Raw genomic sequence first — 23900 nt, 5'->3', positions numbered from 1 at the left:
TTCCCCCGCAAGGAAAAATTAAATATTGACATTTCTGCAATATAATGGTATGATATTTTTTATAAGTAATGATTCTTTCATAAGTTCATAAGAATGGTATCATGACTTTATCATAGGTTCTTACAGGAAATATGTTTATGCGGCACACCCCAAATGAAATCTGGCTGGAAATATTAGAAAAACTCAGCGATACAGCGAGGCAGGATGTCTACCTTCACCAAGCAGTACCGCTGTCAATCACAGCGGAGGCACTGAATATAGCCGTCCCATCTGCCTACACGCGTGCAAGGATTGAGGAGCGTTTTCGTGCCGATATTCAACAGGTATTAGCGACCCTCATCGGGGCACAATGTGCCCTAATCCTTACTGTAGACGAACCCACGTCGGAAGACAACGAAGACTTTAGAGGAACGCAGAACGCAGAGCATTTAAATCAATCGCCTGATTCAAATCGGAGAACGGACACTCAGGCACCTGTGTCATCAATACAGAATGAGACAGGGTTGAATCCGAACTATCGCTTTGATAGATTCATTGTGGGTTCCAGCAATATGATTTGTCACGCCACAGCCTTAGCGGTTTCGGAAAATCCAGGACGCGACTATAACCCACTCTTTATCTATGGCGGTGTGGGATTGGGAAAAACCCATCTGCTACACGCAATTGGTAATCGACTCTTAGCAAACCAACCAAATAAGAAAGTCCTCTACGTTACATCAGAAACCTTTATGAATGAGTACGTCGAGTCCATCGTCAACCGTGGATCGGCGCAAGGATTTCGGACGAAATACCGAACCGCAGATATGCTCTTGATTGATGACATACAGTTCTTACAAGCCAAGGAGGGGACACAAGAGGAATTCTTTAATACCTTTAACGCCCTTCACATGAACTCAAACCAGATAGTCATGAGCAGCGACCGGACACCAGACAACCTCGTAAACCTTGAAGAACGCCTCCAATCCCGGTTTCAATCAGGCATGGTCGCCGAAATTAGCATGCCACAATACGAAATACGCATCGCTATTCTCCGACAGAAATGCCGAGACCAAGGGTTAGACAACCTCCCTCATGATGTGCTCAGCTACATCGCTGAAGTCGTTAGAACTAATATCCGAGAACTCGAAGGAACGCTTGTGCGGTTAATTGCGCAAGCGACAATCCTCAAAGAAGATTTGACTTTAGACTTCGCACGGCAGGTCCTGAGTGATATCGGGCCCCCTTCACCCATCCGACATCGAAAAACTGCTACAGCCAGAGCTATACAGACAACTGTCGCCGATTATTTTGGAATTGATACAGAGGATATCGTCTCTCAGAAACGGACGAAGGAATTGATACAACCGCGTCAGATCGCTATGTATATGTGCAGAGAACTCACACAACTGTCATATTCAAATATTGCGCAAGCGTTTAATAGGGGAGATCATACCACTGTCATCCATGCCTGCAGACAGATAGAAAAAATGGTTGCGGAAGATGGCGAAGATCGACAAATGATTCTCCAATTACTCGACCAATTCCGTTAACTTAATCTGCAAGACCTATCGTCTCAAATTTTCCACTTTTTAGCTCTCAGGCATCCTTTTTTCAGCTCTATAGATCACTTTAAACCTGTGGATAACCTGTGGATAACCTGTGGATAACTCTGTTATTCTTTGTGGATAAATTGTGGATAAATTGTGGATAAATCAGATTTTTTTTAAAATTGTGGATAACCTGTGGATAAGTCAAAAAGTTATCCACAGGTTATCCACAGGCTAATGTCAATGGCCACAAGGGTTTAAGCGAGTTATCCACTTATCCACAGCCCCTACTACTACTACTACAATTTAATATATATATCGTAATTAGTACTAATATTAGAATTGTGGATAACTCGGAAATCGCAAAGAAAAGAAAAACCGTTAAGCAAAAAGATGAAAATTTTCAAGCAGGGGTCAAAAGTTAAATTGGTTAACACAAATAGATAAACATTTTAATAAGACAATACATATAAATTTCCTTTCTCTCAGCTGACACGGTTTCCTAACTTCACACACGATTTACTTACCTATTGATAGCCGAATATAAAAAATAAATGCTGCTAAATAATATTGTTCTCCGCAATTTCCGCAACTATGTTGATTGTGAGGTGAGTTTCTCCAAACCCGTCAATCTAATTATTGGCGGCAACGCGCAAGGGAAGACGAGCCTACTTGAAGCAATCTATTTCCTTTGCACTGCAGAATCACACCGAGCAACGCGTGATAGTGAACTCATTCGGCACAACGAAGCAGGATTTTATCTCAAAGGAACGCTGGAAAATAATAACGATGATGTGATGTCGCTTGAAGCAACGAAGCGCGCCCGGGGGCAGTTTAAACTTAAAAAGGATGGCGTTCTTCAAGTGAAGCGCTCTGAATGGATTGGACAGTTTAATGCGGTGCTCTTCTCACCGGAGTCATTGATATTGGTGAAAGGCGGTCCCGCAGAACGTCGAAGGTTTTTGGACCTACTCATCTCACAAATCGACAGCATCTACCTAAAAAATTTGCAAAAATATAGATTAGTTCTCAGGCAGCGGAACGAACTTCTTAAACAAATTCGTACAACGTTAACAGATACGTCACAGTTAGATGTCTGGGACAAACTTTTAATCGCACATGGGACTGCAATCATCATAAAGCGATTTGAAATTTTTCACCAATTAAAGGCCTATGCCATGCAAAACCATCAACAACTCACTGGTGGTAAAGAAAGCATCGCATTGACGTATTGTTCCGCATCCGGGCGGAACAATACGTCAATGCATCATAATGCACATAATACATCGGATGAAGGCACGGAAAATTTAGCAGACGGATCAGAAATTGGGTTCCTTGAAACCAAAACTGAAACCGAGATAGAAACGGATTTTGACGCAGCTTTAAATGCATCACGCGGTGCCGATTTACAAAGAGGGACAACCCTCGTAGGACCGCATCGCGACGACTTTCTCATCGAATTGGAGAACGCCTCCGCAATACACAGTACCGATTCAGAAAGCGAAAATCGCTTGGAAGCCCCAGATATTGAGGAGGTCGAGATGGACACGGAACAGTCCGAACGTCAAAATCTACTCCCAAGATCCGAAATCGGAACATTTCGAGAGGGAGCGCGAGCCTACGGTTCCCAAGGTCAGCAACGGACGATAGCGTTAGCACTTAAACTGGCAGAATTAGAGTTAATCCGAACAGTAACGGGACAGGACCCGATCGTCCTTCTGGACGATGTCACTTCCGAATTAGATTACAAGCGAACAGAGTACCTATTAAACGTCCTCCAAGATTTGAGCGCGCAAACCTTCATTACCGCGACCCATGCTGAACCGCTCGTGCGTCACCTGAACCACCCCAATGTTTTAACAGTAGAGAACGCCCAGATAAACCAAGTTTCCGAAACCAACGGTTAAATAAATAAAAAAATGGACAAAACTCACAACTTACATCGTCTTCTTGCCGAACTCATGCGAACCCACGGCTTTGAGCCTAAGGTGCTTGAGCAAAAAGTTTTTGTTCTCTGGCCAGAATGTCTCAGCCGGAACAAACACCTTGCGCCACTCGCTACAAACACCGTACCCATATCGTTGTCAAACGGCATCCTGAAGATTTACACAGAATACTCTGCTTATAAATCGAGTCTATTGCTCAATAAACCGAAGATTTTAGCCGACATAAACGCTGAATTAGAGAAACCTGCTCTCACAGACTTCCGCGTAGAAATCAAAACCCTCGCGGTCAAACCCCAAGAAACTGAAGACCAATCCTCAAGTCCAGAAACGCCAGAAGAAGATTCTACCATTGGTAACACTCACCAAGTTACACCCGAACAGTTAGAGAAAATTGAACACGCTCTTTCAAGCGTTTCCGACCCACATCTCAGAGAATCCTTGTGGCAACTCTTCACTACACAGAGTAAGGACAACCCTTGACAAAATTGTTGAAATAAGGTACAATTTAATTACGTTCAAGTAACGTAGGCGTAAGGAGGTACACAAGGAATATTTTTTAAAAAATGGGTGCTAACCCTACTAAAAATTCCCACTGCAAAGCAACCATACCCGTTAGGGTAATTTATAACGAGGAACCACATTAAAAATGTCAAAAAAAGCACGAACATATACAGCAAGCGATATACAAATTCTTGAAGGGCTTGAAGCTGTCAGAAAACGTCCAAGTATGTACATCGGCAGTACGGGTCCCGCTGGATTGCACCATCTCGTCACAGAACTGGTTGACAATTCCATAGACGAAATAGGTGCTGGTTACGGGACACAAGTTGAAGTTAAGCTCCATCGCGATGGTAGCGTAACTGTCAGCGATGACGGCCGAGGCATCCCTGTTGATACACACGCGACAGGCGTTTCCGCCCTTGAAGTCGTCATGACGACACTGCACGCCGGTGGTAAATTTGACGGTCGAGAACAAGTCGGCTACCAAACCGCTGGTGGCTTGCACGGTGTTGGTGCCTCCTGTGTCAATGCGCTCTCCGAATGGCTCCAGGTTCAGGTCTATCAAAACAGAGCCATCTACGAACAACGCTACGCGCGTGGTATTCCACAGACGTCCGTAGAAAAAACCGGTAAAAGCAGAAAAACGGGCACTCGGACGACATTTATGCCCGATTCCGAAATATTTGACACACTTGACTTTTCACACGATGTCCTCCGGGATCGGCTCAGAGAGCTTGCATTCCTTAACAAAGGCGTACGCATCCAATTTCACGATACACGCGATGATGAAAATTCGGAACCGATTGCCTTTCAATACGACGGTGGAATCGCCTCTTTTGTTACTTACTATAATCAAAACAAAGAAGTCCTGCATCCCGAACCCATCTACATAGAGGGTGTTGAATCAGAGATTATAGTGGAGATTGCTTTTCAGTTCAATACGACTTATACAGAAAATATTAGTTCCTACGCCAATAACATCCGCACCTCTGAAGGGGGGTTTCACGAGAGTGGCTTTAAGAGTGCGGTTACCCGCGCTTTCAAAACGTATGCCACTGCTAACGATCTCCTACGGAGTGCTAAAATAGATCTTACGGGTGAAGACATTCGCGAAGGAATAACGGCAGTCATCAGTGTCAAAGTTCCTGATCCACAATTCGAGGGGCAAACGAAGTCCAAACTCGGAAATACAGAGGTCGAAGGCATCGTCCAGAGTTTTGTTGGCTCCCGCCTGAAAACGCTTTTGGAAGAAAACCCGTCAGTCTCCAAACGTATTATCCAAAAATCTATTGATGCTGCGCGAGCACGTGAAGCTGCCCGCAGTGCCAGGGAAGTGGTCCGCCGCAAAAGCGTCCTTGATTCGGCATCTATGCCGGGAAAACTTGCCGACTGCTCCGAACGCGACTCGTCGCGAACCGAATTGTTTCTTGTAGAAGGAGACTCCGCCGGTGGCACCGCCAAACAGGGCAGAGATCGACAAAATCAAGCGGTCCTTCCGCTTAAAGGTAAAGGTATCAACGTAGACAAGGCACGGCTCGACAAAATCCTCAGAAATGCCCAAGTCATTGACATCATCACGGCGTTGGGAACAGGGATCGGTGCTGAAGAGTTCAGTCTCGAAAAACTCCGATACGCCAAAATTATCATTATGGCGGATGCTGATGTTGATGGGGCTCACATCCGAACATTGCTTTTAACGTTCTTCTTCCGTCAGATGCCCGACCTCATCGCTGGTGGACATCTTTACATCGCCCAACCGCCACTTTACCAAGTTAGAAAGGGCAGAAGCTCACAGTACCTACAAGACGACGAGGAAATGGAAGATTACCTCCTTACCTTAGCACTTGATACTGTCCAGATAACAAACGCTCGGCGGAGCGCACCTTATACGTCATCGGAGTATCGGACCATCGCCAGTGCTGTCCGTAAGATTCAAAGTCTCGTTAATCAAATTGATCGGAGCGGTGTACCACTCTCAAGTTTGAGGAATGAAACCTCAGATCCAGCAGACACATCCGACAAAGTAGATAAACTACTTTCCATGCTTGTTGACGTATCTTCTGTTCAGATGGATGATCCTCTAACCGTAGCACAAGAGACTTCTGATGAGGATCCGGCTCCCGCTACCGGAAACCCGCAAACAACACTCTTCGGAAATTCCGAGCACAGTCCCACTGAGGAAAAGACCGGCAAGTTGAACACGGGAGACGCTACGCCGCGAACCTGGCACTACGAACTGAGACGCGAACTCGAGAAACTTGCCGAGTTTGACATCCAAGAAACCGACTTTCGTTCGTCAGACGAGACGAATGGGTCAGGGACATCGAAAAGCCAAAAATTGTTTAGCGTCCAGACGGAAAATGGCGACGCTTATCAGGCAGACGATATTTTTTCACTCGTGCAACACCTTTTCGAGATAGAACATCGCGGTCTCACAATCACTCGATACAAAGGCTTAGCCGAAATGAACGCCGAGCAACTCCGCGACACCACTATGCGTCCAGACGAACGCATTCTGCTTAGAGTAACGCTCGAAGATGCTGTTGAAGCTGACCGTGTTTTTACACTTCTCATGGGGGATACCGTTGAACCTCGACGGGAATTTATAGAACGCTACGGGACTCAGGTAAATCTTGATTTATACGGAGCTTAAATCTTTTTTTAAACGTACCTTTCTATTACATTACGGGCTACGGATTTGGGCTTATCCAAGACAGCAGCCTGCAACATCGGCGCAGGCGGATTTGAGAGAAAATCGTCAATAAACAGAAGACTCCATTTAACGCCTTGCGAACACTTAAAATATGGAAAACATCCAAGAACGCAACATAGAAAACGAACTGACGACATCGTATCTCACCTATGCGATGAGCGTCAACACCAACCGTGCGATCCCTGATGTGCGCGATGGCCTCAAACCGAGTACCCGTCGAATTATTTACGCGATGGGACAGATAAATCTTACTGCAAACCGACCTTATGACAAATGCGCTGCTGTTGTCGGGGAGGTGATGAAAAACTATCATCCACACGGTGATGGTCCCATCTACGGGACTCTCGTTGGTTTAGCACAGCCGTTTAGTATACGCTATCCGCTAATAGACGGACAGGGCAACTTCGGAAGTATTGACGACGACCCGCCGGGTGCGATGCGCTATACGGAATGCCGGCTTGCTGTTATTGCCAGTGAGATGCTCACTGACATTGAAAAGCAGGTCGTTGATTTTCAACCCAATTATAAAGATTCTCTCGAGGAACCGACAGTCCTTCCAGGGCTCCTGCCGAATTTGCTTGTCAATGGCACAACAGGTATTGGCGTTGGTTACCTTACCCGAATACCGCCGCACAACCTTACTGAGGTTGTTGACGCGTTACTTCATAAGCTCACGGATCCAGATGCCACTTCAGAAGTTCTCATGGAACACATCCTTGGACCCGACTTCCCTACTGCGGGTATCATTGTCGGCACCAACGGTATCCAGCAGATGTACACTACAGGTAAAGGAAGCATCACTATCCGAGCTAAAACGGTCATAGAAAGAATTTCGGGACGCGGAGGAGATCGAGAACAAATCGTCATAACCGAGATTCCGTATCAGGTAAAGAAAAATCAACTGTTACAACGGATGTATGACTTGGTTGTCAGCAAAACCATTACTGGAATCGCCGATATTCGAGACGAGTCAGACCAGGAAATTCGCATCGTTATACTCCTTAAACGCGGTGAAATTGCACAGGTTATCCTGAATCAACTGTATAAACACACGCAGATGCAGACGAACTTCAGTGCAAATCTTCTCTGCCTTGTGGAAGGGCTCCCGAAGGTCCTGACGCTTGAAGAAATCCTCAGACACTATCTCGAGCATCGCAGGGATGTGGTGCGGCGGCGGACGCAATTTGAGCTCACACGTGCTGAACGTAGAAATCACATTTTAGAAGGATACCTCCTGGCACTGCAAAATCTTGAGGCAATCATAGAACTCGTTCAAACGGCAGACTCCCCGCAAGCAGCAGAAGCGGAACTCCGTGAGACCTATCAACTCAGTCAGCAGCAAGCAAGAGAAATTCTCACGATGACGCTCCGGCAACTGACCGGACTTGAACGCCAGCGGATTCACGATGAATATACAGACCTCCTTGATCATATCGCCGAATTTCGTGCGATTCTTGCCGACGAAACTTTGGTAACAGATATTATCCGAACGGAACTCGAAACCCTGAAAGAGAAATATGGGGATGAGCGCCGGACCGAACTTACCGGTGAAGTCAAGGAATTTGAAGTCGAAGACCTCATTGCTGACGAAGAGATGGTTGTTACACTATCTCATGCCGGTTACATTAAGCGATTACCGATGGATACCTATCGGAAGCAGCATCGCGGTGGCGTTGGGATTAGGGGAGCTACACGAAAAGATGGTGATTTTTTGGAACACATCTTTGTCGCCACTGCCCATCAGAATATTCTGTTCTTCACAGATTTGGGTAAATGTTATACACTAAAAGTTCATCAAATTCCTGAATCCAGTCGCCAATCAGCTGGACGTGCAGTCGTCAACCTACTTCGTTTATCAAAAGGTGAGAATATTACAGCCTATGTGACGGTCCCCCAAAAAACCTTAAGTCAAAAAAGTGAGGAGGCAGATGCCGGCGAGGTTGCAGTGGATGAAGTTGGAGCAGACGCATTTGTTTTCATGGCAACGCAGCGGGGTATCGTCAAAAAGACAGAACTTTCCAGTTTTGAGAATACACTGTCAAGCGGCATTATCGCTGTTAATCTCGATGATGGCGATAAACTTATCGGTGCACAAGTAACCGATGGCAATGCCGATGTTATCCTTATCACCCACAAAGGTGTTGCTATCCGTTTTAGTGAAAAAGATGCAAGACCTCTTGGACGTAACACGCGAGGCGTCCGGGGTATAGAACTCGGCGACGCAGATTTCGTCGCACAAATGGTTATTGTTCAGCGTGAAGCATCAGAAATGGAAGAGAAACCAGCTGCCTCGAAAAAAGACGACACTTTGTTAATCGTTACAGAAAATGGATACGGTAAACGAACAGCAGTCTCTGCCTATCGTTCTCAGAAACGTGGTGGAAAAGGCGTTATCGCTATCGGGAAATCTACCCGAAATGGTGCGGTTGTCGCTGCAAAACGCGTCGCAAATGCTGATGAACTTGTTCTCATTAGTTCAAACGGGTATGTCACTCGGACAGCAGTTAGTGCCATTCGACGTATCGGGCGTAACACCCAAGGCGTGCGAATCATGGCACTTCAAGCGGACGAAAAGCTTGTTGATGCAGCCAAGATCGAACTCTCATCCTCCCTACTGGAGTAGTTGTCAGTGCGGATTTTCTGCGAAAATCCTTTCGGTTGTCAGCTTTCAGTAACAAGAGATGTTCGGTAACAATTCACCCCCTATGGGAATATTCCAAAATGGCGAAGATTGTTACAAGAAACCTCTTAACTGACAACCGACAACTATAAACGAAATGAGGCGGATCAAATGAAATATTTTACCTGTCAAGAAGGAAGTCCCTTGCTTCAGCGGAGCAACATATCTATAAGGCTCTCAATCCTTGTTTTAATCACAGTATGTCTCTCTTTGGGCTCCAATCTGCAAGCTCAGACGGGGAGTGAAACGCCTGAATTGGTGGCACTTCCTGATGCTAATACAGGATTAAATTCGGACATGACCCGCGTCGCAAAACTCTATACCAATCTAATGTGGGCCGCATACTGCAGAACAGGTGAGCGCAGCATCCCGAAAAGTAAAGCTCTCTACGATGCCTTGATTGAGGAGATTGATGACGCCGCTACGATCCTCGAAAATGGACTTTTATCTCCAAGTGAGGTGAGTTTTATTTATGCCGAGCGTGCATCACTTCGGTATCCTAAATTGCAGGATATTAAAGGGGCAGAAGAAGATGCAAGAACAGCCATTAAATTTAATCCTGAAAATGTAAAAGCAACATGGGTTCTTGCCCAAATAGTAACCGAACGATTCATTTATTATATGGAACGGAACAGAAATAGTAAAATACCTAATATTCTAAAAAAGGAGATGTTTGACACGTTAAAACGCTTGGTCGCGTTGGATCCCGACCATGATAGGGCTTATTTCTACCTCGGTAGTATGGCGCGTGATCTCGGTGATACTGAACTTGCTATTACGTCCTTCAAGGCGCTCACACGCATCATTCCTTATGATGACCGATATTATCGGGAACTTGCTGAACTCTATAAAACTCAAAATCGGCTTGATGAGGCTTTACAGTCCTACGAAAGAGTCGTCACCATTCGACCCGAACAGAAAAGTGCCCGAAATCGACTTGGGCAGCTTTACCTTCAAACTGGTGACTATCCCTCAGCGATAAAGACTTTCCTTTCTGTCTTGTCACCGCTTGAAGGACAGTCGGAGACTAATAGCGTAAGAGAACGCACTGCGCGTAATGCCAGTGAAGTTGAAATTGAAGCACATCAGGGCATCAGTCTCGCATATCAGGCACAAAATAATTTTGAGCGATCCGAATTTCATATCACGCGCATGATCACTTTGTTAGAGGAACAGGCGAAACGAACTCGCAACGGCTTTCGGACCAGAAGTAGTGAACGCATCGAATTGGCGAACCGTATCCAAGAGGCACGCTATACCCTCGGACAAATCTACCTCAAATTCAATGCCCCTCGGAAAGCTGTCCAAACTTTCACGAAAATTCTATCTGTCAATGATAAATACGTCCCCGCGCTTTCCGGTATAGGAATAGCGTATCAAATGCAAGATGATATGAAACGCGCGGAAATTTATCTCCGTCGGGCAATTGATTTATCTACTGAAGTAGAATTGCCGGATGCCTACAACGCATTAGGATACCTCTATGCGGAGCAAGGCATTAACTTGGATGAAGCCGCAGCTTTGGTCCGTCGTGCGCTTAAAAGTGTACCGAAATCCGGAGCATATCTTGATAGTTTAGGACTCATCTACTTTAAACAGGGAAAACTTGATGCCGCTATAGAAAATTTGGAGCAGGCTCTCCACTATCTGCCCGATACACCTGAAATTCTTTTGCATCTCGCTGACGCTTATCTTGGGAAGGGCTTGAAACAGAAAGCATTGCGAACTTTGGAGCAAGCCGTCCTTCTTGAACCAAACAACGCTGAACTACTCCAGAAACTTGAAAGAAGCCGTCAACAATCAGCAGTCAGTGGTCAGGAGAATAGTTTCCATCAGCCAACAGTCGATAGCGATGTCCCGGAAAGCCGATAGTTATTCTTGTTATTAAATAAGCTGAGCCACGTTAACGACGGACTGGGTGGACAAGATGCACATCTCGACAATTCACGGTGCTTTTAGCACACAACAAAATAGAAGATGGCTGAGATTAAGAGATTTGATTTTTGGAGGAAAAGCACCCAATCAAAAACATTTCATTAGAATCTCATATCCATATTCGTTCTTTGCTAATGGTACGTTCGCGAGGGTTTCGTTTATAGCATTATTGATTTTGGGGTATCCCTATGTAGGAGGGGTTAACGCCGATTCATATTTTTGTGGGACACCCCATCTATCAAATTCAAAGTATGTAATTGATGCTACAAACGGTCCACAACAGGTTCTTGCGCTCGGAAACCGGGCTGCTCCTGCGTTGCCTGTTGCTCCTGCGTTGCCAATTGGCACAGAACGCACCTTCTTCGCCCCTGATTTTAGAAGTATGCAACAGTACACCGTCTCCGCCGTTCTCCGGGGTGTAGGTAGTTTCTGCTATGTTTTTGTTGAGGAAGCTGAATGGAACACACGGGTTACCGCCAGAACCGTTCAGGCAATAATCCGAGCTTTTGATACCGCCACACCCGCGAATCCACAGCAAGGTATTTATCCGACGTTGACGAAGTTCTTCGGAGCCCCACCTGATATTGATGGAAATGGCAGGATTATTTTACTTCTGCTTAATATTCAGGACGCACACGGCGCGAACCGTTACACAGCGGGCTTTTTCAATCCTGCCGACCAGCAACGGGGTTTACTTCGAAACCCTGGATTTCGCGGGTTCCCAATTCGTAGTAACGAAGCAGAGATACTATACATTGATACGCAACCTCTGAATCCGAACAGCGAAAGAGCACACAATGTTATTGCACATGAATTTCAACATCTTCTCAATTGGCGTCATGATGCCAGAGAAGTCACTTGGGTAGATGAAGGATGTGCGGTGTATGCCTCATTTCTCTGCGGTTATTCTGTGCAGGAACATGTAGCAGCATTTGAAAAAATGCCATCTATCTCACTTGTGACGTGGCCCAAGGGAAACGCAAACTCGCTTCCACACTACGGTGCAGCTTTCTTATGGATGCTCTATCTTCATGAGCAATACGGAGGTATAGGAACACTCATTGAAATTGTCCAAAATCGCGGCACATCGCTCACCGGTATCTCAGATGCCCTTGCATCTCGAGGTATCATCAAAGCAATTCCTGACATTTTCATCGAATGGAAATTGACTAACTATTTATCTGAGTATCGTGCTATTGAACTTTCTCTCACGCCTCGCCGTTGGTATGACTCCTATCCAAGCGGCACGCAGCAGGGGCAGTTGAGCAACTTCTCAGCAGAATATATCGGCTTTAGAAATGCCGGAGGGTTGACACTCGGATTCTCAAGCAGTTCCCCAGCGAGTAATGCTGTTCATGCCATTGAATTTCATAACACGGGTGCCATCGATATCAACGAAATAAAATTGTCAGCCGGTAATACTGGTTCCCTTGTGTTATCGAATACCGCCACAGAGGTCATTCTTGTTCCCAGTTTACAAATGGAAGCGATCAACCTCCATGGGCAAAGTTTGACATATCAATATAGTGCAACTCGCGGCGCACATATTACCTTTACTACTGCTGCTCTTCCTAACCCGGTGCATCCGCGTTACTGGGACATCATCGCTGAATCTACGGAGTCCCTCGTCGGATTGACACCCACTGTAACGCTAATGCTCTCTGACAGTAAGACTGAACGACCATATCGGGAAGCGCAAGCGATGTATCTCGTAACACAGGATCTGCGGGATAACCGCTTGTATCGATTCTCGTTCCTTCTTGAACCAGAAATAGAACCGAAGTCTGTGATATATCAAGTTTCGCTTGATTCAAGACCCGTTAGTAAAGGAACCTTAACCGACTTTTGATTACCTTGCGGAGAAAGTGTGTTAGGACCTTTACGTGTATTCCTTAAATTCGCCTGCGTGTTTTTGATAGGGTATTTCTGCGTATTGTTGCAGGCTACCGTTTTTGATGTACAGATGTATAACTCAGTCACACACTGTAAGGGTTGGGTTACCCAACCCCTACGAACCTGCCCGAAATGAAATTATGCCTTAAATGGCATAATTTGTCTTTGCTTTACATTTAGAGGGCAGCCCAGGAGGCCATAGTTAAAAAATGCAACCTACACTCTATGCCGGAACCATTGGACAAAGTGTCTGGCGCAGTACTGACAACGGAGACACATGGCGCAGGGCGAGTAATGAGCTTTTTCCAGAAGCCGACGTTCGCGCCATAGCAGTTAATCCAAGCAACTCAGACGTTCTCTATGCCGGGACCGAAAAAGGTATCTTCCGATCAAACGATGCCGCCGAATCATGGCAGCGTCTCTCAAGTCCTATGGATGAATTGGAAGTTTGGGCAATCGCTATTGATCGAGGAACGCCGGACACACTCTACGCGGGGACGTGTCCTTCCGCGCTTTTCAAATCCACTGACGGTGGTGATAACTGGAAACAACTCAACGCTGATCTCGCACAAGAATGCGAAGGGGTTCCGATTATTCCGCGCGTCACGACATTTGTGATTGATCCCGAAGATTCGCAAACGCTCTATGCTGGAATTGAGATTGATGGCATGCGCCTTAGTACAGACGGGGGCGACACATGGGTTGAGCGTAGTGAGGGACTCAGTAGCCTTGATATCCACGGACTCTGCGTGGTTCCAGGTTCACCCAAAACGATTATCGCTGCGACAAACAATGATGTTTGTGTAACGACGGACATGGGGCAACAGTGGACACCACTAAACGTCAAGGCACACTATCCATGGCCCTACTGTCGTGCAGCATTTTTCCTTAACGGCGATGTCGGTCAAGTCTTCATCGGTGCTGGGAACGGTCCTCCCGGTGATCAAGGCGGGATCTTCTCGACGCGTGATGCTGGAAAGACGTGGAACCGAGCGGACATCGGTAGAACAGCAAATAGCACAATCTGGTGTTTTGCTCATAATCCGCAGTTTGATAACCTTCTTATCGCTTGCAGCGTGAGTGGGCAACTCTACCGTAGTACAGATTCAGGCAATGCGTGGACCAAACTTGATCACGAATTTGGCGAAGTTCGAGCATTGGCTATCGGTTAAAGGCTTGACTTATTTCTGTAATTTATGGTATGCTGTTGGTAAAATGTAGGGCACAAGCGAATTGTGCTTTGATGGCACAGTTCGGTTTCCAATATATGGGCGTGATTAAGCCATCGCGTCCATAATGAAACAGGTTTACCCATCTGATCGTCGGGAAACCGAAACCCCCGCGTGCCCAAGACATCGAACATGCCGACGAGATTTTTAAGTGGACGCAAGCGCATCAGAAATCTCGCGAGTTATAGATTGGGAGGGGAGACAGAATTTCTGACCCAGTCTACAAAAATTTGGCTTTCAAGTTACGCCCAAAATATAGGAGGCATACTTCAGTGGCACGTTTCTTTACACTTTTATTTACATCGCTTCTCTGCATCACAATGATAGGGTGTAGTGGTGATGGTGGTGATGGTTATGATAACATTGATATACCACCCCCGATCAGTGAGGCAAAGCGCATTGCAATTGTCCCATTCTTTGCCAAAACCGGAGCATCGGAAGACGTTGAAAAGTTAGCTGGACGCATCGGCGTGAACCTCGCAACCCGTCTGGAACTGATCTTCAAAGAGGCAGAATGGGTTTATGACATCTCAAACAAGGTTCAACCGGTTGCAGATAAACTCACGGAATTAGGTTTAACGCCGGAGCAAGTCTATGGAGATCCTGCTTTGGCAGCGAAACTCGGACAGGAACTCGGCTCTGATATGGTTATCATCGGAAGCGTGGAAGAACCGAAGATGACCGATCAGGACTACAACCAACTTCTTATGAAACAGGGTAGACAAGGGGGGATTTCCGGTACATCCACCTATATTCGCACCCGCCTTACTGCCAGGGGACTGACTCGCGTCAGAGTCATTGATGCAAACTCGAATAAGATTATTTTCAACAACCGTGTCGGATCGTATCTCAAGTATTGGTACGCCTATCAGACCCAGCAGAGCGAACAGCAAATATTTAAGAACCGGATGGATAGGCTTGCCGATTTAGGTCAATATCTCCCGCTCAGAATCGCTTATGTTCTCTATCCAACTGGGTTAAAGTTAGAACCCGAAGAGAAGATTCTGCTTAAACCGGACATGGTGCTCAAAGGGACAGGCGGTATTGTTGAGTTTAATTAAAGCGTTTAGAGGCACGGTTTATGCCGTGCCTTTTCTCGTTAAGGTGAATGGTTCACAAAGAAATTTTCGAGTTGGTGGGTGTAGGCTTCACCGTATTTCAAAAGTTGGAGAGCCGCATCATACAGTTCGGAAAGAGCGAGTTCTTGGTAGGGATTCGCGATCTTTTCATAGAAATCTAAAGCCTTGATGAAGAAATCCAAGGTTTCCTGATTGATCGCACCGTTTTGATACAAGGCACGGAAGCTTTGATACTTCTGCTGTGGCGGTGGCTGTCCGCTAAATTCGATAATAACGTTGTTGATGTCCACAGCACGCTGAATAATCATAAGGAAGCAGCTTTTAACATAAGAATGTGTAATCCTATCCGCTTCAATATATTCTTCTTGATTTGCCGGCAACCCATACCGTAATTGGTCAAAACATTCATTTATAGATTCCAACTTCGCTTTTACTGGGTTGAAGCGGCGATTCTCAGTTTTCTTTGCGTTTCTAACCTTCCTTTTTCCCATTTCCTGTTCCTTTCCTTATATAGTTTTTCGTCCTGTTAGGGTTCAATTCTGTTAGACGCTAAGAAACCTAAAAAGTTGTAACCCTCTTACTTTTCTATTATATGCCTTATGTTGCTCTTCTTCTCTTCAGGCTCTGACTAATTGGAGATCTGAAACCTGCCTTTAAACGTGGTATCACCTTCGTAAATATGCTAAAATTAGATGAAATATTAAAAGAGAAAACGGGGTACAAACAGTGAAAGCGATTATTAGAACGGGTGATGGCGGACCGGAAGTCCTGCAATTAGGCGAAATTCCATCGCCGAATCCAACAGAAACACAAGTCTTGGTAGATGTCCATGCGACTGCCTTAAATCGAGCCGATATGATTCAACGCCGCGGGGGATATCCCCCGCCGCCGGGGGATTCCGAGGTCCTCGGTTTAGAAATCGCTGGCACTGTTGCAGCGGTGGGTCGCGCTGTAAAAGAAGTGTCGAAAGGGGATCGCGTTTTTGGACTCGTTGGGGGTGGCGGTTATGCAGAACAAGCCGTCATTGATTACCGGATGGCAATGCCGATGCCTGACGAATGGACTTTCGAACAAGCCGCCGCGGTACCGGAAGTATTTTTTACAGCAAGTGACAATATTTTCACACAGGGCGGATTATCAGCCGGTGAGACAATCCTGATTCATGCAGGAGGAAGCGGTGTTGGCACCGCTGGTGTCCAAATCTCGCATCACGCTGGTGCTAAGGTTTTTATCACCGCAGGGACCCCGGAGAAAATTGAAAATTGCAAGGCACTCGGTGCGGAAGAGGGCATCAACTACAAAGAAAGCAACTTCGTTGCTGAGATTCTACGTTTGACAGAAGGTCAAGGTGTAGATGTTGTTGTGGACTTTATCGGAGCAGCTTATCTTGAACGGAACCTTTCTGTGCTGAAAACAAAAGGTCGGCTTTTACAACTCGGATTAATCAGCGGTTCAGTCACAGAAATTAACCTCAACACAGTGATGCGCAATAGGCTCCAACTGATAGGTTCTGTCCTGCGGACTCGATCCATTGACGAAAAAATCGGTGTCACGCAACGCTTTATGGATCGTTGGTTGCCCGAATTGAGGAGCGGCAAAATCAGCCCCATTATTGACACCGTTTTTCCATTAGCAGCGGCATCAGATGCCCACGAATACATGGAAGCGAATCGCAACTTCGGGAAAATTATTTTAAAGGTGAGATAGAAAAAGTGAAGAATCTGTGCTATACCAAACACTTATAACACAAAGTTTTGTATTCAAAATATCGGGGGAAAAGTTATCAGTCTTCAGTTATCAGTCTTCAATAAATCTGTAAAATGTTCTAAAGTTGGAAAGTTGAGAAGTCAGAAGAGGGTTTTCCCTAACTTTACCGACTTGCAAACTTTAGCACACTTGCAAACTTTCTGATTCGCTGACAACTGACAACCGACGACTCTAAAACTGAATGCTATTCTCAAAACAGATAGGAACGGGGCGCAAACCTGTATATGCTTTATTCAAGTTTGGTATTCTACTGGGCATCTGTGTTTTCATCTTTGTAGGAGAGGTTTGTGCGGAAATCCGCAGAAAAGACCCAAGCAAAAACACCCAGCAAAAACACCTCGATTCTTTCGCAAAGATTACCCAAACGACATCAACAGACGGAATTACGCTTCAATTCACCCTGCCGGAGCTGACTGTATCTGAAGTAACTCGGAATAATGTCCGCTACCAAGAGGTGCGTTACGCCGAGTGTCACTTCACCGACGAACCGGGAAACCCCAGAGTTCCTGTCACGCGCCTCATGCTCGGTATACCCGCGACGGCTACAATTGAAGCAGTCGATGTCTCTACTGCGTCTGCTGAGACACGCACCGGCGTGCGTCTCGTTCCAGTTCCGATTTTTGATATACATGAACGCAATTCACAACACGCAGCTTCGCAGCACTGGTCAGAAAGCGGGAGCGCATATCGGTTAAAAGAAAATGGCGCGTTTGCTGGAAACCGCTCATACCCTGGACATCCGCTTGCTCGGATCGTGCGCGAAGGCTATATTCGGAGTCAGCGGGTTATCGCGTTGGCACTCTATCCGGTGCAATATCTGCCGAACACCCGGACGCTGCGTTTGTATTCACGTTTCACAGTGAACATTCGTTTCTCCTATACGGAACAAGAAGGACCGCTAACAGCGCAAGGAAGCGGTTCACACATTTTTCCTGTCCAAGGGACAATTGCCCCAGAATCGGAGGCTTTTGAGCGTGCCTTTTCACATCAACTCTTGAACGCTGAGCAAGCCGCCCGTTTTCGAGCACCCCGTCCACTAGTGCCTGCAGCACCAACACTCATCCCTAACCCGGGTAACGGAACACGCTATAAGTTGTCTGTCCAAGAGACAGGTATCTACGCAGTGACAGCGGCATCTCTGCAGAACGATTGGGGTATAGATCTCATCGGCACGCATCCGACAAGATTGCAACTCACACAAGGCAACAGAAACATTCCTATCTACATCAGCGGGGCGGCGGATGGAAGTTTTGACCCGAACGATGCTATCTTCTTCCTTGGTCATAAGCCTAAAAATCGGTATAGTCGTTGGAATGTCTATTGGCTCACGATTGACAATGGCGCCACACCTACTCGCCTTCCGACACGAGTGCCACAGATTACCGCCAGCCCCACAGACCAAACGGCGACACAGGTTCCCACCTTCCGTTCTAAAGTGGATTTTGAAGAGGATCACCTGACGAGTAACCTCGAATTTGTCTATACCGAGACTGTTTCACCTGGTGACAAGCACGGTTGGTTTGATGCTTTGGACTTCTGGTACTGGGACGGTATCAAAAATGGAGGCGATGCTGCCGAGATGCGTCTCCAATTTCCGCTCTATGATGTCGCAAAAAGCTTCGATCCACCACGCATCTCCGTTGATTTACAAGGCGGCACACCGGTATCACACGAGATTTTGGTCGCTATTAATGGAGTCCGGATCGATTTTGCTAAGTGGGAACAGCAAGACACACTCACCATTGGACGCACATTGCGCACTTGGGATACGCTCAAGGACAACGTCAAAGGCGAACAGAACGTGTTGTCTTTAGCCAGAGTTGACAGCAACGTTGATGAGGATACCACTCGATACCCCTATCACGTCTACCTCAACCGTTTTTCTGTCGAGTATACTCGCCTTTTCCGGGCTGTTGCTGATGAGTTATGGTTCAGATCGCCCACTGCCGATGCAACCTCCCAAGAGCGGAAACTTCCTGGAGGGCGTAAACTCCAGTATAAAATTGAGGCGTTCCGTGACCCGGGGATACATATCTTTGAGACGGATGGGACCTACCTTACTGCCCAGATGCAGGGTGTGAATGTGGAAGTAGATGTGGGAGGGGTTTCTAACCGCGATTCCTATAACGCACTTTTCCAAGTGCCTGATACCCGAAGCACACAATTTATCGCCGTTTCCAATACGGCATTGCGTCAGCCTGATCGCGTTGAGGTCGTTGTGCCTACCGACTTAGCGACTGCAGTTCACGGTGCCGACTATCTAATTGTGACACATCCTAACTTCCTTTCTGCCGCCCAACGATTGGCGGCGTGGCGATCGGCACCTGGCGGCGGCGGATACCGCACCAAAGTTGTTACAACCGATGATATTTACAATACTTTTGGGGATGGGGATGTAAATCCGAAAACTATTAAGGCGTTTCTAAAGCATGCGTTTCAGTCTTGGACCCCGCCGTCACTGACTTATGTAGTCCTCTTTGGCGATGGCACCTTCGATTTTCGAGGCATTGACACGGATATTTATGCTGAACCGCCCGAGCTAACTGGATACATTCCGACCCATTATATACGAACCGATTCCTTCGGACGGACCGCGGCAGATCATTGGTATGCGACTGTTTCCGGACACGATGAATTCACGGATTTCTATATAGGTAGACTCAGTGTTGAGACTCCTAATCAAGCCGATGCAGTCGTTGACAAGATCATCGCCTACGAACAAGCACCCCCTAACGGGGACTGGCGGAGAAGAATTATTTCTGTTGCCGACGACGAAGTTAGTAACTCTGGAGATTTTATCTTTAAGAAAAGCCTTGATGAAATAGCGAAAGATCACACCCGTCTTGGATATGAAACGGTTGAGGTGTTCCTTGAAGATGTTATTGACCAAGTGGAGGCACATCCAGCGGATTACCCGGGACTCTTGCCCCAACGCGTGGCGAAAGATCAAATCATCGAGGCACTTGGAGAAGGGGCTGTACTTGCACAATATGCCGGACACGGCGGCAGAATCGTCTGGGCGCACGAAGCCATCTTTGATAATGCCTCCGTCGATCAAGTTGAGGAAACCGATAAAATCCCTTTCATGTTGGTTCTGAGTTGTTACAACGGCTATTTTGACAAGCCGGGGGAACCGAGCATGGCGGAGAAGTTGTTACGTAAAGAGAGAGGCGGTATCATCGGCATGTTGAGCGCGACCCGTCTCACATACGGTAGCGGAAACGACGCTCTCAACCGTATCATTTTTGACATGCTCTTTAAACGGAACATCCGGCAACTTGGTCCCTTGAGTTTCGATTCAAAGGTTGAACTTTTGATGACAGAAGGCACGGGTCAAATTGATATTATGATGGAATATACCCTTTTCGGAGATCCTGCCCTACAAATTGCTATCGCTAATGGTGAAATTCAACCTACTATTGAGACAAAAACAGTTGCCCCTGGGGATACCCTCCGAATTGCAGGGGGGCACGTCCAGACTGCCACTTACGATGCCCCAAGTCAAACAAAACGTTTTGTTACCGATACCTCTTTTAACGGCACACTCACCGTTAAAGCTTTATTTCCTGGGAAAACAGCTACGGCTCAAGGTGTTGCGGGTCCAGTGAAATACTACACTGGAGACGTGATTCTCACAAAAACGGCAAATGTTAACCGCGGTGCTTATCCTGCTTTGACTTTTTCTGTTCCGAAAAACATTGACAGTGGTGATGCCCATGTCGAGTACTACGCGCAAAGTAACACGACTGTTGCTGTTGGAGGTGATGGATTTACCGTCAACATCCCAAAAATCCTTGACATTAAACCCGAGTTAGTCGATGCAGGCAAGTTCCGCATCTCTGTTCAGGTTTCCGATGAAAAAGAAGAGCTGTTCCTGGTGCTCTTGGAATGGCGCAACCCACAGAGTCGAGCGTGGGAGAATGTTCGGCTCGTTCCCGCCGATCCTCCGTTGTCGGAAGACGGATGGTGGACGGTGCCTGAACCCCTAAACGCGCCTATGGATGGTTCCTCTATCCGGTATAATCTTCAAGTCACGGATATAGACAACAACACGGTTACAAGCAACAGACTTCAGTATTATCCCTACGTATATCCTAATCTTACGGTTGTAAAGGTCGACAGAACTGATAGGGTTGGGTACGGCTACAATACGAAAACGGAGCAATGGTATCTCTCGGCGGATGTACAGGTAGAAGGCGAAGGCATAGAGATCCCTATTGAGGTTGCTTTTTTCAGCGGCAATCCAGATGTTAACGATGATATGCTTGTTGACAACGATGTGAATCTCATCGGAACTACCCGAATCCAGCCCAACGACTGGAGGCAACGCACGCCGTTGGCAAACCCTGGTGCAAAGAAGGATGTGTATGAACCAGATCCCCTAAATACACTACCAATTGCAACCGCTACTTTAAATCTGAAAGATGCCTTACCGCTCGGCACACAGGACATATTCGTCTATATTGATGTGATAGAAACTGAAGCGGATCAGCCAGGTAATGTCCTTGAAAACGATGAGGAGGACAATATCGCTTACCGACGACTCTTTGTCGATATAAATGCGGTGGGAACGACTTCTTCAAGTCAGGTTACCAGTTTGGACCGGAACTGCGTGATCACTGTTCCGCCTAGTGGTTTCCAAGAAGCAGCAGTATTGGCAGTCCGTCCGTTAGATGAACGAAAGTTTGTAGAAACTATAGGGGCGGGTTCTCTTGATACGACTCCGAAAGCCTCATCTCCACGTAGGGGCGAGGGCACCTCGGCCTTACAGGGAATGTCCAAACGGGCACCGCTTCCTGGCATCTCCGCTTACGGATATGAGATCGTTGTTGGTGACCGGAGTGGCGAGGCAGCCTCGTCCGCAATAGACTCTATTAAACTTACCTCTTCGGTGGCGATCGACTTAAGCTTTGACCTTGATGCTCTCAGAACCCAACTCACGCGAGAATTGTTGGGCGGCACGGAATCCGAAGATACACTTTTGGAAGAGGAGCCCAATGAATTTGGGGGTACGGATACATTGTCCTCGGATGCCATACGCGCATCCGTTGAAGCCGCCGTTGCATCCCGGGCACGTGAGTTGGGTGTTTATATGTTTAACTCGACGCTCGGAAATTGGACGAGGCTTCCTTCTCAACAACTTGCCGATGCTACGGGGACGTTACAGCAGCGGATACAGGTAACAAACGTAAGTGAGGATAACGTTGGAGAAAGCGCGCTTCGCGATGTTCGCGTCCAACCCGAAGGTGCTCGGACCGGCAAATACGTCCTCTTCTTCACGGGTCCTCAAACCTATCGGCTTTTCCTTGCTCCTTCAACGGATGACATACGGGTATTTGAACCATTGGAAGTTATTGCATCCGCGGAGCAGCTTGCAAACTTTACTACGGATTCCCCAAACTCCAGACACGGCTTCTCGCTTAATGTAGAGCTCGATTTTGAAAAACCTTTTGTATTCGGGGATGTCTTGACATTCAACATAACTTCGCTTGTACAATCAGTAGATGTTGAGCCAGATTTTGATGCCCCTCAACAAGAGCAGCGTTGGTATGCCTCTGGGTTCAGGGATACCAACCGCGGCACGGGGACCGTCAGTTACGTTGAACTTTCGCCGGACACCACTATGCCGAAGGATAAGTGGATTATCTTCTTCCTGACGGATAGTCTGTTTCAGGTTGAAGGTGAGAGAACCGGTATTTTGCGTTCCCAAACTGATGGAAACCAGCCATTGCGTGGAACGGTCGGAGAACCCTTCCATTATGAGCCCTACGGCTTGCGTTTTCAACTCACGCAAGGCGAACGCTCCTTTGCGCCTGGTGATAGATTTCGGTTTCAAACCCGATCTGTCGGCACTATTCGGGCTACAACGGATCGACTCGGACCAATTACGCTCCTGTATACTGACGATACTGTGCCACCAGATATACAACTCACTATCGGCAATCAACAACACTTTGTTCCAGGGGATGCAACAGATTCGGAACCGCTCATCGGGGCAACATTAACTGACCTAAGCGGACTCGATTATCTCACTCGTCCGCTATTATTGGAAATCGGAGATTCGTTCGGTGAATATGAGCACATTAAACCGGAGGCGTATCAGGTGACACATCACCCCGGTTCAAATCAACTCATTTTAACATATCCCTCTCCAGAGCTTGAACCGCGGGAATATGAGGTTCGCCTAACCGCAAGCGATGTCCATGGAAATACGGATACAGTGAACATCACGTTTCGAGTCCATGATACTTTACAACTGCTATCGTTTCTCAACTATCCAAACCCTTTCCCGCGCAAAACAACGCTCACCTGCGAATTAACAGCCCCCGCTGATTCACTTGTTGTGAAAATCTATACGCTGAGTGGAAGGCTTATCCGGGAACTCGCCATGCCACCAACGCCTGGATTTCTTATGGTGGAATGGGACGGCAGGGATGCGGATGGCGTTGAGGTAGCAAATGGCGTTTACTATGCTAAACTCCGAATCCAGCGCGACGGTGAAAAAGATATAACCGAAATACTGAAAATGATGAAATTGCGTTAATGGTTTTAAAATTAGGGTGCATCGGTGAGGTGAGTTTGATGCATAAAGTGTTTTTCCGTATATCCGTCTGTGCCGTTGTTACAGGCG

General features: G+C 46.8%; 12 protein-coding genes. 11 read left to right on the top strand and 1 reads right to left on the bottom strand.

The features are described from left to right. The first annotated feature begins 137 nt into the window (after nucleotides 1–137). The 9 genes from dnaA to F4X88_07165 all read left to right on the top strand — a co-directional run bounded on the left by dnaA (nucleotide 138) and on the right by F4X88_07165 (nucleotide 15484). Nucleotides 138–1529 carry a chromosomal replication initiator protein DnaA gene (dnaA, locus tag F4X88_07205; GenBank protein MYA56064.1) on the top strand — a complete coding sequence of 464 codons (1392 nt, stop codon included), beginning with the start codon at nucleotides 138–140 and terminating at the stop codon, nucleotides 1527–1529. A gap of 551 nt (nucleotides 1530–2080) precedes the next feature. Further along, complete coding sequence (locus F4X88_07200) at nucleotides 2081–3433, top strand: DNA replication/repair protein RecF (GenBank protein ID MYA56063.1); 1353 nt, start codon at nucleotides 2081–2083, stop codon at nucleotides 3431–3433. A 12-nt stretch (nucleotides 3434–3445) separates the two neighbouring features. Then, entirely contained in the window at nucleotides 3446–3952 is a 507-nt protein-coding gene (locus F4X88_07195; GenBank protein MYA56062.1) for a DUF721 domain-containing protein, read from the top strand. Between the two features lie 166 nt (nucleotides 3953–4118). Continuing rightward, the gene (gene gyrB / locus F4X88_07190) at nucleotides 4119–6626 is read left to right on the top strand and encodes a DNA topoisomerase (ATP-hydrolyzing) subunit B (protein ID MYA56061.1); all 2508 of its coding nucleotides are present in this window, start codon (nucleotides 4119–4121) and stop codon (nucleotides 6624–6626) included. A gap of 151 nt (nucleotides 6627–6777) precedes the next feature. Then, nucleotides 6778–9309 (top strand): DNA gyrase subunit A, encoded by a 2532-nt coding sequence (gene gyrA / locus F4X88_07185; protein ID MYA56060.1) that lies wholly within the window; start codon nucleotides 6778–6780, stop codon nucleotides 9307–9309. Nucleotides 9310–9477: 168 nt separating this feature from the next. Continuing rightward, complete coding sequence (locus tag F4X88_07180; protein MYA56059.1) at nucleotides 9478–11238, top strand: tetratricopeptide repeat protein; 1761 nt, start codon at nucleotides 9478–9480, stop codon at nucleotides 11236–11238. Between the two features lie 238 nt (nucleotides 11239–11476). Next, entirely contained in the window at nucleotides 11477–13150 is a 1674-nt protein-coding gene (locus tag F4X88_07175) for a hypothetical protein (protein MYA56058.1), read from the top strand. A 253-nt stretch (nucleotides 13151–13403) separates the two neighbouring features. After that, complete coding sequence (locus F4X88_07170; GenBank protein ID MYA56057.1) at nucleotides 13404–14366, top strand: hypothetical protein; 963 nt, start codon at nucleotides 13404–13406, stop codon at nucleotides 14364–14366. Between the two features lie 329 nt (nucleotides 14367–14695). Then, the gene (locus F4X88_07165) at nucleotides 14696–15484 is read left to right on the top strand and encodes a hypothetical protein (protein MYA56056.1); all 789 of its coding nucleotides are present in this window, start codon (nucleotides 14696–14698) and stop codon (nucleotides 15482–15484) included. Nucleotides 15485–15522: 38 nt separating this feature from the next. On the opposite strand, the gene F4X88_07160 is transcribed toward F4X88_07165, so the two are convergent. Then, nucleotides 15523–15993 (bottom strand): DUF86 domain-containing protein, encoded by a 471-nt coding sequence (locus tag F4X88_07160; protein MYA56055.1) that lies wholly within the window; start codon nucleotides 15991–15993, stop codon nucleotides 15523–15525. Nucleotides 15994–16228: 235 nt separating this feature from the next. Here F4X88_07160 and F4X88_07155 point away from each other — a divergent pair, with 235 nt between their 5' ends. Beyond that, nucleotides 16229–17209 carry an NAD(P)H-quinone oxidoreductase gene (locus F4X88_07155; protein MYA56054.1) on the top strand — a complete coding sequence of 327 codons (981 nt, stop codon included), beginning with the start codon at nucleotides 16229–16231 and terminating at the stop codon, nucleotides 17207–17209. Nucleotides 17210–17450: 241 nt separating this feature from the next. Then, a complete protein-coding gene (locus tag F4X88_07150; protein MYA56053.1) occupies nucleotides 17451–23813 on the top strand; it encodes a hypothetical protein in 6363 nt (2120 codons plus the stop codon). The last annotated feature ends 87 nt before the right edge of the window (nucleotides 23814–23900 follow it).

The sequence above is a fragment of the Candidatus Poribacteria bacterium genome (assembly GCA_009839745.1).
Classification (GTDB): Bacteria; Poribacteria; WGA-4E; order WGA-4E; family WGA-3G; genus WGA-3G.
The sequence above is the reverse complement of the archived record's forward strand: the minus strand, read 5'-3'. Positions and strand labels throughout refer to the sequence as shown.